This is a genomic window from Corynebacterium sp. MSK012 (assembly GCF_030232435.1).
GTDB classification, from domain to species: Bacteria; Actinomycetota; Actinomycetes; order Mycobacteriales; family Mycobacteriaceae; genus Corynebacterium; species Corynebacterium jeikeium_D.
Genome location: NZ_JASPJU010000003.1, coordinates 114,141 through 125,873, shown reverse-complemented (window position 1 = coordinate 125,873; position 11,733 = coordinate 114,141). Strand labels below are relative to the sequence as shown.

The following is an 11,733-nucleotide window of genomic DNA, read 5'->3' as shown; positions in this document are numbered from 1 at the left end:
AGCCCTATCCTAACAGCGAGCGCACAGCACCAAGCGGCAGCGGCAGCCAGTTGGGGCGGTTCTGAGCTTCGTAAAGGCACTCGTAAATGGCTTTATCCAGCACAAACGCCTCCAGTAGTGCCGGGTCGCTGGCGTCGCCATAGCCTTCCAGGAAGGCATCGATATTGCGGCGAGCCCACTGCTCAACACGCTCGGTAGCCGCCTCGGTGTCTTCACGTCCGGTCAGCAGCGGGTAGTGAGCGGCGTAATCGAAGGAGCGAATCATGCCGGCGATATCGCGTAGGCGGTGATCCGGCAGCCGGCGCTCCTCCCACGGGCGCGACGGCTCGCCTTCGAAGTCAATCAAGCGCCAAGAGCTCGGCGTGCGCAATACCTGCCCCAAGTGCAGATCACCGTGGATTCGCTGGACGACGGCGCCACCTTCCGGAACCGCAGCCTCCGCGCGATCGAAGATAGCCTGAGCCTTATCCTTGACCTCAGCAATTTGTGGCACAACACCAGCGACGAAATCCAGGCGAGCTCGCAGTGGGGCTACCAGCTCCGCACCGGTCAGACGCTCCTTTACCGCGACAGCGGCAGCGAGGCTGCTGTGTACCGAGGCCACTGCTGCGCCGAGCGCACGCGCTTCGGATGTAAAGTCGGTGCCCAAATCTTCCAGCGGGGTCTGACTGTCGCGGATGGCATCGCGCACTGCGCCAAGAGCCAACTCCCAGCCATCGACCGAGTTCGGTGCGAATTCCTGCAGCATGGCGGTGGTGTAGGTGTCTTCGCCAATGGTGGTCTCCACCCAGGAGTAGAGCTCAGGGACGAACTTGCAATCCGCCTGGGCCAGTGCGGCCAGCAGCTCCACATCGGCATTAGTACCGGGGTAGAGGCGACGGAAGAACTTGCACATCACGCGGTCGTCGAAAATGACCGAGGTGTTCGACTGCTCGACTCCCATGGGGCGGCCGGATTCCGGTCGGAGCTGCTCAGAGCCCGGCACACGCCGCAGTTCCATGCGGCCGAGCTTGCCTTCGTCGGAAAGCTTCTGGCCGAGTGCTGTGATGGCATCCGAATCGATCAGAGCGTCGTAGCCGACGATGCCCTCGGCGCGAACCAGCAGGGACTGCTCGTGGCCATCGGGGACGTCCTCCGCCCAAGCGATGGGCAGCTGATAGGTCGGTGCAGAATGTGCGGTGTGCACCCTCACCAATGCGATATCGACATCGGGACTGTCGGGATTGTCGCGCAGTACGGGGTCAAGCGCGAGGATCTCGACGTGGTCGATGTCAGAGACCTTGTCAGCGAAAAAGCGCATCTTGACCAGTGTTTCTGCCAGCTCTTCGGCAATGAATTCGGCGGTGGGAATAGTCATTTTAGTTCTTTCGCCTTTCGGGACTTAAAAGATCACTCTTTATTATCGGCGTTTGTTACGGCATCGGCGGAGGCATCGGCGGCCGTGCCGGAGTGCTCGCGTGATGACGTCACCGGCGCGTCCGATATCGCCTGCGCAACCGGGATTGTCGGCGCCGACATCGAGGCGCTCGATTCGAGGTTTGTCTCTGGCGGCAACTGGATTTCGAACCAGTAGAAACCGTGACCAGGAAGCGTGATCTGGTAGGAATCAGTGCCAATCGTGGGGAAGGGAACCGAACCCGTGAGCTCTACCGGGGTGGCTCCGGCGAACTCGGACAGATCCAGCGAGACGGCCGCGGGGTAGGAGGACAGGTTGTTGACGCACAGCAGCACTTCGTCGCCGTATGTGCGCAGATAGGTCAGAACAGAGGCGGTGTCGCTATTCAGCTCGCGGAAGTCACCGAGGCCAAAAGCCTCATAGCGCTTGCGGACCTGGATCAGTCGACGCACCCAATTCAACAGCGAATTGGAGTAGCTCGCTTGGTTCTCGACATTGACCGCCTGGTAACCGTAGGTCGCATCCTGAATGGTCGGCAGATAGAGCCGACCGGGGTCGGCCTTGGAGAACCCGGCGTTGCGGTCGGGCGACCACTGCATCGGTGTGCGCACGCCATCGCGGTCGCCGAGCCAAATGTTGTCGCCCATACCAATTTCGTCCCCGTAGTAGAGCACCGGCGAACCCGGCAGGGAGAGTAGCAGGGCATTGAAAAGCTCGAGCTGTGTGCGGTCATTTTGCAGCAGTGGCGCTAGACGACGGCGAATGCCGATGTTGGCCTTCATTCGCGGATCGTGCGCATACTCGGCGTACATGTAGTCGCGCTCGGCATCGGTGACCATTTCCAGCGTCAGCTCATCGTGGTTGCGCAGGAAGATTCCCCACTGAGCCGAAGACGGAATCTCTGGCGTAGACTCCAGGATCTCCGAGATGGGGAAGCGGGACTGCTTTCGCACCGCCATGAAAATGCGTGGCATGAGCGGGAAGTGGAAAGCCATGTGGCATTCGTCGCCGCCGACCTCCGGGTCGCCGAAGTATTCCACCACATCGGAGGGCCACTGGTTGGCCTCCGCCAGCAGGACGCGACCCGGGTATTCCTCATCCATGACCTTGCGGCAGCGCTTCAGAAAAGCGTGGGTCTCGGGCAGGTTCTCGCAGTTAGTGCCTTCGCGCTCGAAGAGGTAGGGCACAGCGTCGAGGCGGAAGCCATCGATGCCGAGATCGGACCAGAAGCGCAGCACATCGAGCATCGCTTCCTGCACCGCCGGATTGTCATAGTTCAAATCCGGCTGGTGGGAGAAGAAGCGGTGCCAGTAGTACTGGCCACGCACCGGGTCATAGGTCCAGTTGGAGTCCTCGGTATCGACGAAGATAATGCGTGCGCCCGAGTAGGTGTCCGGGTCGTCAGTCCAGACATAAAAATCGCCGTAGGGGCCATCGGGGTCAGTGCGCGACTGCTGGAACCACTCATGGCTATCGGAGGTGTGGTTCATCACCAGGTCAGTAATAACGCGGATACCGCGCGCATGGGCCTCGTCGAGAAGCACCTTAAAATCCTCGACCGTGCCAAACTCGTCGAGCACGGCGCGGAAGTCGCGGATATCGTAACCGCCGTCGCGCAGCGGGGAGTCGTAGAAAGGCGGCAGCCAGAGGCAGTCAACGCCCAGCCATTGCAGATAATCGAGCTTCTCCGTCAGCCCTTTGAGGTCGCCGGAGCCGTTGTTGTCGGAGTCGAAGAAGGCCCGGACGAGCACCTCATAGAACACCGCGCTGCGGTACCACTCGTAATCTTCCTTGGCGATAGTCATGCATCCCAGCGTAATGACTATGCCACTAGCCTGCAGAGAGAGTTTTCCTGCGAGATCCCACAAGACCGTGCGAGATGGCCGTCCTGGGAGACCTCATTAAACAGCATTCTAAACAGCCTTGTGTTCCTGAATTAACGCAGCGAGCTGGTACGCATCATCCAACTTCAACTCCGTTGCCACCGGAGTGACCGCTCCCGGCACCATGTCGATCCGCACGTTCGCCACTCCCGCCGCTTTCTTCAGCGGAGAAATGGTTAGTGTATGCCCCTGGATGCGCTGCCAGGGGGCCATGAACCGCGTATGCCAGAACCGACCCTTGGTCACTAACAGCCCCCGCTTCGTGGCCTGCACCTTTTGAAATTTCCAGTCAATTGGGCTGAGCCACCATGCCGTGCGTGGAGTCTGCCAGGAGCCCAGCAGGTCATCGGTAGAGGCCGGTCCCGCAATCTCAGTCATCAGGTAATCGACAATCGTGTCCGTCTCCGGTGTCGGCGCCACTGGCACCAGTGTGTTGTTCGACTGTGTGCTGTCCAGGCCATAGCCCGCCACCGAGACATCCGCACGGGACCATCTCCACGGACGCCACCAGAGCGGTTGCACCACTTTAAAGCCATGAATGCGATCAATGGGAATGGTCTGAGCGCGCGTCGACAACAGTCCGGCGGTAATCGCCAGACGCCTGCTTTCCGACGATACCTTCAGCGTGAAATCCCACGACTGATTTAGTACCCCGAAAAGGCCGACAGCGAAACTGCCAATCACAATCAGAGTAGTGATGGTTACTCCGCTGAGGATTTCTACGATGAGGTCGGTAAACAGCGCAGAGACAACGGCGAGGAGGATGAGAGCTATGCCGACGAAAAGACCGGGTCCAATGGCCACGGATGCAATCAGCCGTCCGACATCGACCGGGCCAAAGATGGTCTTCGCTTCGGGCATGCGAGAGGACATGTGAGCGCCGGAGTCGAGGGGCGCGGTGGAGCTGTCGCCGTCGTAAAGCGAACGTGCCAGCTCGGTGTCCAGCTTTTCTACCTCACCCAACACGTCAGCGCGGAACTGTTCGCACTGCGGGGGAGTGAGGTATTTGATTGTGAAGTGTGAATCGGAGCCGCCGGCTGTTTCAATGACAATTTCGGCGAGCCCGAAAATGCGCGCCAACAATGGTTGGTTGATATCCACCGCCTGCACGCGGTCGAGCCGTGCCGCGCGTCGAGAACGCAGTAGCCATCCGGAGCCGTAGCGAACCTCATCGTCGGTGAGCTCGTAGAACGTATACCGCCAGGACAGCCACGAGAAAAATGCAATCAGACCAATAATTATGGCGACCGCACCGGTACCGACAAGGAGACCGAGCCATGCCCAGTCGTAGAGCTGAGTCACGACCGCAACGGCCAACTGCCACTGATTCGCGACTGCGAATGCAGTCACCGCAGCGATTGTGGCAAAGCTTTTGAGCAGCGGAGATAGGGGATGAACTCTATGCCTCATTTAGAGACCCGCCATCCGGTCGTGGGCGCGCTGAGATAGACGAGCGCGCAGGGCGAGCGCTTCTTCACGTGGCAAACCGTGGACGGCTGCATCCGAGCTCGCCGATGCTGTGTTGAGCTTCAGCGTTGCCAGTCCGAATAGTCGAAGGAGAGGTCCTTCATCGATGTCGATGAACTGGATTCGTCCGTAAGGGACGACAGTGACCGAGCGCCACCAGCGTCCGGACGCAACAATGAAGTCGTTGTCCTCTTCGAGGTATCGGTGGGCACGAACTCGTCGACCGATGAGCCAGTAGATATATGCGAAGTAGAGCACGCAGGCGAGGACGCCCAACCACATCCACGGAGTCCACATCACAGCGGCGACGACGGATGCAATCGTGATAACTAGCAGGGGAGCGGCGTGCGCGACTCGCTTCACCTTAGCCAGCGCGGGGTCGACCGGCTGCAGCGCGGAATTCTCGGGGACTAATAAATCAAGCGGCTCCATAGTTGACAGTTAACCACAGAGGGTAAAGCTTGCGTCTGGCCTGGTGCTTCGGTAAGAACGGTGGCTATGGATCGCAGGAAACTCATAGCAGTACTTATCACGCTGATCACCATTTTGGTCTGCGTCGAGATTTATCGGTACATGCAGACTTTGCCAGCTTAAGTCGCTGGGCTCAGTTGTTGAGCACAACAGCACAGCGCTAACCAGCGCAAGCCTCACCCGCCTTATGCCTTATGCGCCAAAGAGCTGGCGCGGAGCCGCCCACGCATCGATGGCAATGTCCTCGACTGCCTGGGCGTCAGCGCCAGCAAAGGTGGTCACCTTGCGGTCATTGTTGTAGCGGGGCATGTGTGAGGTGCCTTCGCGGATGAACTCGACCGCCACTTGGTGGAATGGATGGTTGGGTTCCTTCATACCGAAGAAGCGTGCAATGTCGATGCAGTGCGGAGCACCACTGGTGCGGCCAGCAGGTGCATAGCCCAACCCTTCTCCCGGTTCGAACTGTGCCGCCCACACATCCAGCTCAGCCGCCACGGACCGTTCGGCGACTTTAACAGCGTATGAGCGAATCGCTGAGTCAGAAATGACATTCCCCATCGGACGTTCGGCATAGGCGGTGGCCGGAAATTCGCCGTGGCCGCGATGCCCCTTGGCGTAGCGCCGAGCCATCCACTCCCGCATGGGCAACTTGTCCATCGCCACAACCGGCGGTTCTGAGAAGAACTCTTCGCTGGTGGCAGTCACCATCGTTGGCAGTGTGGGAGCAAAGCTGTCAAAGCGAGGCCCAATTGCCGGATCCGAAGGTGAGGATGCCGACACCAATTTCTGGGCTCGAGCGACCCTGCGTTCGTCGGCACGCGAAAAGATGTCGGTGGACGGCGCACGTCCCACACCGATGCCCGCCAACGTGCGGCGGAGACGCGAGCCCGACAGCAGCGAGAAGGCCGGCGACATGGCGATGGTGCGCTGGATCTGGCCGCGAGTGCGTTCGTCGGCAGCGAGAGTGAGCGCCAGCGCCGCACCCGCCGATTGCCCCGAGATAGTGATGTTGTCGATATCGCCGCCGAAGGCAGGCGCGTTACGACGAGCCCACTGCAGCCCCAGATACAGGTCATCAATGGCCCGGTAGGTCTCTGTTTCACTGTCGCGCCAGAATCCCTCGAGGCCCTTGCGGTATCCGAGCGAAACGGTGACGATGCCTGCCTGTGCGAAGGCCGTCGCGTCCGTCCAGGGCTCGGAGGGATGCCCAAACTCGTAGCTACCACCGTGGATCCACAGCAATACGGGATAGGAAGCGTCCGCGGGCTCAGCCGGTGCGGTGACGGTGAGAACTAATTCGCGCTCGGGTTCACAGCGCCGAGTGCCTGACTGTGGCCCGTCAGCCACCGGTGCCGACGCGGCGAACGGAGCAGCATCTGCGTAATCGATATTGAAAACTTGTATTGCGTCATCGTGAATACGGCCGGTTAGCCTCCCACAGGGAGCGGAAATAGTCGTCTCTGTCATGGCGGAAAACGCCTCCTCGTCACGGTTGGTCCTGCCAGAACGGCGGGGAGCCTGTTTCAGACGGTAGGCGCACTCTGGTTTTTCGAGCACGCTACAGTTGAATTCACTATGACCAATGATGCACGAAATCCACTGTTGACACCGTCAGAATTGTTCTGCGAATTGCCAGATTTTGCGGCAATCGATGACAGCCACGTCCGCGAGGCCTTTAGCGAAGCAATGCGCAGCCATGCACGCGAGATCGACGCCATCGCCACGTCGTCGGAGGCGCCGACCTTTGTTAATACCATCGAGGCAATGGAAAAGGCGGGCCAGGATCTGGACCGCGTCGCTGCTTATTTCTTCAACGTTGCCGGCACGGACGCCACCGATGTCCGCATGGAAATTGAAGCCGAGATTGCCCCGCAGCTCACTGCACACCTGGATCAGATTCGCATGCGCAGTGACCTGTGGCAGCGCATCAATGCCATCGACAGCGTTGAGGATGCCGCCAATCCGGAAGAGGCGAAGCTGCTGCTGAAGAAAGTCCGCGAAGACTTCCAGCGCGCCGGTGCGGACCTCAGCGACGAGGACAAAGCCGAGCTCAGCCGCATCAATTCCCGTCTCTCTGAGCTCTCCACGGCTTTCGGTGAAAACCTACTGAAGGACACCGTCGCGCGCGCCGTGGAGATCTACGACCGCGAGGAACTCGCCGGGCTTTCCGACGACGCCATTGCGTCCTTCGCCGCCTACGCGAAAAAGGCCGACACCGATGCGCCGTGGCTGATTCCGCTGGACCTACCGTCAACTCCGGCACAGCTGGCTGACCTGGATAATCCGGCTACTCGCGCCAAGCTCTATGAAGCCTCACTGGGGCGTGCGGGTGCTGCCTCCGGCACGTTCGACAACTCCGGCATTGTGCTGGAAATGGCGCGCCTGCGTGCCCGCCGTGCCAAGCTGCTCGGCTACGACACGCATGCGGATTACGTCATTGCCAAGGAGACGGCAACCACCGCAGAGGCTGCTCGGAAGCTCATTGCAGACCTGGCGCCAGCTGCCATTGCCAATGCTGAAGGCGAGTACAAGCGGGTCGCTGATCTGGCTGGCGGTGAGACGGTCACGGGCGCTGACTGGCCGTATTGGGAGCGCCGTCGTAAAGCGGAAGAATTCGCAGTCGACACGGAGGAACTCAAGAACTACTTCGAGCTGCACCGTGTCATCGAAGACGGCGTGTTCTACGCTGCCCGCAAGCTCTACGGCATCGAGGTAGTCAAGCGCGAGGACCTGCAGGGATACGCGCCGGGCACGACCGTGTGGGAGGTACGCCAGGGCGGAGGCGAGACCATCGGCCTGATTATTACGGACTACTTCTCGCGCCCGACTAAGCGCGGTGGTGCATGGATGAGCTCGTTTAGGGACCAGTCCCGTCTGCTGGGGCGCCTGCCAGTCGTGGTCAACGTGATGAACATCGCCGAAACCGAGCCGGGAACCCCGGTGCTACTGACGCTCGACGAGGTCACCACTGCTTTCCACGAGTTCGGGCACGCCCTCCACGGTCTGCTTTCCGACGTCACGTACCCGACCTTCTCGGGCACTAACGTCCCGCGCGACTTCGTGGAATTCCCCTCCCAGATTAACGAGAACTGGGCACTTGAGCCATCCATTCTGGCCAATTACGCCGTCCACGTTCGTACCGGTGAGCCGATCCCGGCCGAGCTAGTCGAGTCTGTGAAGAAGGCCCGCACCGCTGGTGAGGGATTCGCCACGGTTGAGTACCTCGCCGCGTGCGCCATCGATCTGGCCTGGCACAGCCTCACCGAGGAGGAAGCAGCTCAGGTCACTGATGTTGATGCCTTCGAAGCGGAAGCACTCGCTGAACTCGGCCTCGACGTTCCCCACCTGGCTCCGCGTTACCGCTCCCGCTACTTCAACCACATCTTCGCCGGCGGTTACTCGGCGGGCTATTACTCCTACCTGTGGGCAGAGGTGCTCGACGCGGACGGTTTCGGTTGGTTCACCGACAACGGCGGTGCCACAATCAGCGGCGGCAGCCACTTCCGCGAGGAGATTCTCTCCCGTGGTGGCGCCATCGACTTCATGGCCGCCTACCGTGCCTTCCGAGGTCGCGATAAGGACATCCAGCCGCTCCTCGAACGCCGCGGGCTGTCGGGCACTGATGCCTAGCTTCACGCTTTACGACGAGCCCCGCGACCGCCGCCCACTGGTTATTCCGGTCACCGGCAGGGTAGGTTGACACTCATGGCAGAAGCATTCGACAGAGTAGGGCAGTGGCTTATCCAATTGCCACTGCTTGCGCAGGTCAGCGTGCTATGCGTGGTTCTCCTGGTAGTCGGAGGGTTTCTTGCTTTCGTTCTCGTTGGCGCAATCGATGTTGTCAGCGGACGTCTGTGGCAGAGGTCGGTGCATCGGCGGGAGCGTTCGCAGGAGCGTCGAGGAGCGGGCAGCGAGAGCTAGCCGAAGAGGTAGTGGCCTTGCGGATAGCTCACCGAGAGACCCGATGAATTGAGCTGGGAGAAGCCCCCTTTAAGTGTTGGGTCGCTATCGCTGCCCTAAGGTATGTCTTAAAGTATTAGGAAATTTGCCCAACAGGCTAGAGTTGGGTAGTTCGCAAATATTTCGCAGTAGGGAGCTGAGTTAGCATGCATCGGTCGAGGCACTCGAAGGTCCTACTTGCCCTAATCGTTTTGCTTCTTCTCATCCTCATCGCTGGTGCAGTCACCGATTTCCAGTTTTAGCCTCGGTTTTAGTGCCGGGCATATAACCTGAAAGATCGGTGAACAGCAAAAATGAGGGATTAGTCGCTCACGAACCAATTAACGCTTGAATCCGGGGAAGCGAGGCAGGTCCTCGACAAGCACGGCCTTGCCCTCGGCATCGGTTAGCGGAATGCACCAGTTCGGGTACTGGTCGTGGCTCGTGCCCGGCTGGTTCTGAGTACGACGATCGCCGACCATGTCCACCAAGGCCTCACACTTCAGCGCGGATGGCGTCTGGTCGAGGAAGCGGTGCAGCCCCGTGACCAGTGCGTCAATTGGTGGCAGATTATCGCGGGTAAGGGAATGAACATCCATGTCCGCCGCAGCCGTGTCACCAAAGCAGCCGGCTTCCTTGGCCGCACCCAAAACCTTTCGAATCCACTCGAAGTCCCGGCGGTCTTCCTCCGCGACGTCGGAAAGCAATAGTCTCAGGCGTTCCCGTAGCTTGATGTGCTCGCCTGCGAGGTAGCCTGCCGTCGGCGGCAGATCGTGCGTGGTGACGGAGGACAGGCACAGGCTGCGGTAAGCGCTTGGTGGTTTCGGCTGGTCGCCCTCGGATTCAAACCACACGATCGAGGTGCCCATGATGCCCCGCGAGGCCAGGTAGTCCTGCACCCACGGCTCGAAAGTGCCCAGGTCTTCGCCTACGACGACGGCCCCAGCGAGCTCGGCCTCAAGTGCGAGAATGCCGACCATTGCCTCGTGGTCGAAGTACAGGTAGGTGCCATTGACGGGGGACTCCATCCGCGGCATGACCCAGAGGCGGAACATACCCAGCACGTGGTCAACACGAATGCCACCTGCGTGGCGAAGGATTGTGCGCAGCATGTCGCGCCAGGGGCGGTAGCCGGCCTCGGCTAGCTTGTGCGGGTTCCACGGCGGCTGCGACCAGTCTTGGCCGCGCTGGTTAAAACCGTCTGGCGGTGCGCCAACAGAGATAGCAGGAGCGAGCCAATCCGCAAGGTTCTCGGCATCCGCGCCGCCAGGGTGCACGCCGACGGCAAGGTCGGCCATGATGCCGATGCGCATACCCGCATCCAGGGCTGCCTCTTGTGCCTGGCCGAGCTGCTGATCGAGAATCCACTGCACCCAGAGGTGGAACTGGAAGATTTCCTCCCGCAGAGATTCGACACTGGCGTGGTTACCCAACGGTGGAACCAACTCGATATCGTTCTCGGTTACGGCACCAGAATCGGAAGTGGCAGCGCGTGCAGCATCGCGGGCAGCAGCGCGATCCGCGAGCTCGCGCTCGGTGCACCACGACGCGTAGTCGTATATGCCACGGCCCTCGGCCTCCAGCCAACGGTCAAATTCCGCCTGGCGTGCGCTGGACAGGGGGATCTTGTGAATTGCCCGCAATACCTTGAGCTTTGCAGCGTAGATGGGGTTGCGGTCAATCTCATCAGGGCTGTGATTGAGCTGGTGGAAAGAGTTCGCTAGCGCACGGGCTTCATCGGCCTCGTCCTTGTCCAGGTACCCGAACTCGTCGATAAGCTCTGGGCGCGCGTACAGCGGATTGACATAGCGGCGCGTGGTGGGCAGGTACGGCGAGTCTTCTACCGGAGGCAGTGGCTCTGCGGCGTGCAACGGATTGATGAGGACGAAATCAGAGCCCGCGTGCTCTGCACTGACCTGTGCCAAGTCGCCGAGGGTAGCGAAATCGCCAATACCCCAGCTGCGGCTGGAGCGTACCGAGTACAGCTGTGCCATGACACCATGCGCAGGATTCTGCACGTACTTGTCGGCAGTGGCGAGACGGTTGGGGGTTACGGCCACATCGCACTCAGCGACGTTGTCATCGTTGACTGCGCGCAAGCGATGCCAACCAAGTGGCAGATCCTCTGGAATTGCGAAGGCGGCTTCACCCATCAACACATCGCCGACCTGGCGTGGCGGTACCAAGTGGTGCACCTGAGCGCAGGGCCATTCTGCGCCGTCCTCCAGTTTCACAGTCACGCTGACATTGCTGCCGTGCGGTACGTGAACCAGAACTCGGTGGAAGATGCCCTGGCGGGTAACTACCACGGGCGGGAGAAGGCGAGACCACTGCGTGTCTGCCCACTCACGACGGGCGTCGTTGATGTCGGCATCGCTGGGATCTGGGCCCAGATCGATGTCGAGAGCAGCGAGAGTTTTTAGCACTGTCTCACGAGAGACGTGCACGAGTTGGCCCTCGGTGGAGTAGTAGGAAACCCCAACTCCGACATCTTTAGCGAGGTCGGCGAGTGGAGAGGAAAGGGGAGGATTGGAAGCTGCCTGTGTCACCCTTTCCATCATGCCAGTTTAGAAAAAC

The 11,733-nt window shown here is 60.3% G+C and carries 8 protein-coding genes; 2 read left to right on the top strand and 6 right to left on the bottom strand.

Features of this window, described 5'->3' with window-relative positions; genetic code table 11:
* Positions 1-4 precede the first annotated feature (4 nt).
* From QP977_RS02825 to QP977_RS02805, 5 genes are all read right to left on the bottom strand, one after another.
* On the bottom strand, positions 5-1,357 hold the full coding sequence (locus QP977_RS02825) for a maltokinase N-terminal cap-like domain-containing protein (RefSeq protein ID WP_070438715.1): 1,353 nt from the start codon (positions 1,355-1,357) through the stop codon (positions 5-7).
* Positions 1,358-1,389: 32 nt separating this feature from the next.
* Positions 1,390-3,201, bottom strand: a complete 1,812-nt coding sequence (treS, locus tag QP977_RS02820) for a maltose alpha-D-glucosyltransferase (RefSeq protein ID WP_070827321.1) — start codon at positions 3,199-3,201, stop codon at positions 1,390-1,392.
* A gap of 108 nt (positions 3,202-3,309) precedes the next feature.
* The gene (locus tag QP977_RS02815) at positions 3,310-4,629 is read right to left on the bottom strand and encodes a PH domain-containing protein (protein WP_070653227.1); all 1,320 of its coding nucleotides are present in this window, start codon (positions 4,627-4,629) and stop codon (positions 3,310-3,312) included.
* 60 nt (positions 4,630-4,689) lie between these two features.
* Complete coding sequence (locus tag QP977_RS02810) at positions 4,690-5,178, bottom strand: PH domain-containing protein (RefSeq protein WP_049170706.1); 489 nt, start codon at positions 5,176-5,178, stop codon at positions 4,690-4,692.
* A 231-nt stretch (positions 5,179-5,409) separates the two neighbouring features.
* The gene (locus QP977_RS02805) at positions 5,410-6,684 is read right to left on the bottom strand and encodes a carboxylesterase family protein (RefSeq protein WP_070653265.1); all 1,275 of its coding nucleotides are present in this window, start codon (positions 6,682-6,684) and stop codon (positions 5,410-5,412) included.
* 108 nt (positions 6,685-6,792) lie between these two features.
* Between QP977_RS02805 and QP977_RS02800 the strand changes: the two genes are divergently transcribed.
* Together QP977_RS02800 and QP977_RS02795 are read left to right on the top strand one after the other, a co-directional pair.
* On the top strand, positions 6,793-8,847 hold the full coding sequence (locus QP977_RS02800; RefSeq protein ID WP_016423125.1) for a M3 family metallopeptidase: 2,055 nt from the start codon (positions 6,793-6,795) through the stop codon (positions 8,845-8,847).
* A 75-nt stretch (positions 8,848-8,922) separates the two neighbouring features.
* On the top strand, positions 8,923-9,138 hold the full coding sequence (locus QP977_RS02795) for a hypothetical protein (RefSeq protein ID WP_042388817.1): 216 nt from the start codon (positions 8,923-8,925) through the stop codon (positions 9,136-9,138).
* A gap of 359 nt (positions 9,139-9,497) precedes the next feature.
* Here QP977_RS02795 and malQ read toward each other — a convergent pair whose 3' ends face one another.
* Positions 9,498-11,717, bottom strand: coding sequence for a 4-alpha-glucanotransferase (gene malQ / locus QP977_RS02790; protein ID WP_049189616.1), 2,220 nt, complete (start codon positions 11,715-11,717; stop codon positions 9,498-9,500).
* Positions 11,718-11,733: the final 16 nt, after the last annotated feature.

Bases quoted from the DNA above. Each gene is read 5' to 3' on its own strand.
- QP977_RS02825 (WP_070438715.1), bottom strand. From the start codon at position 1,357: ATGACTATTCCCACCGCCGAATTCATTGCCGAAGAGCTGGCAGAAACA.
- treS (WP_070827321.1), bottom strand. From the start codon at position 3,201: ATGACTATCGCCAAGGAAGATTACGAGTGGTACCGCAGCGCGGTGTTC.
- QP977_RS02810 (WP_049170706.1), bottom strand. From the start codon at position 5,178: ATGGAGCCGCTTGATTTATTAGTCCCCGAGAATTCCGCGCTGCAGCCG.
- QP977_RS02805 (WP_070653265.1), bottom strand. From the start codon at position 6,684: ATGACAGAGACGACTATTTCCGCTCCCTGTGGGAGGCTAACCGGCCGT.
- QP977_RS02800 (WP_016423125.1), top strand. From the start codon at position 6,793: ATGACCAATGATGCACGAAATCCACTGTTGACACCGTCAGAATTGTTC.
- QP977_RS02795 (WP_042388817.1), top strand. From the start codon at position 8,923: ATGGCAGAAGCATTCGACAGAGTAGGGCAGTGGCTTATCCAATTGCCA.
- malQ (WP_049189616.1), bottom strand. From the start codon at position 11,717: ATGATGGAAAGGGTGACACAGGCAGCTTCCAATCCTCCCCTTTCCTCT.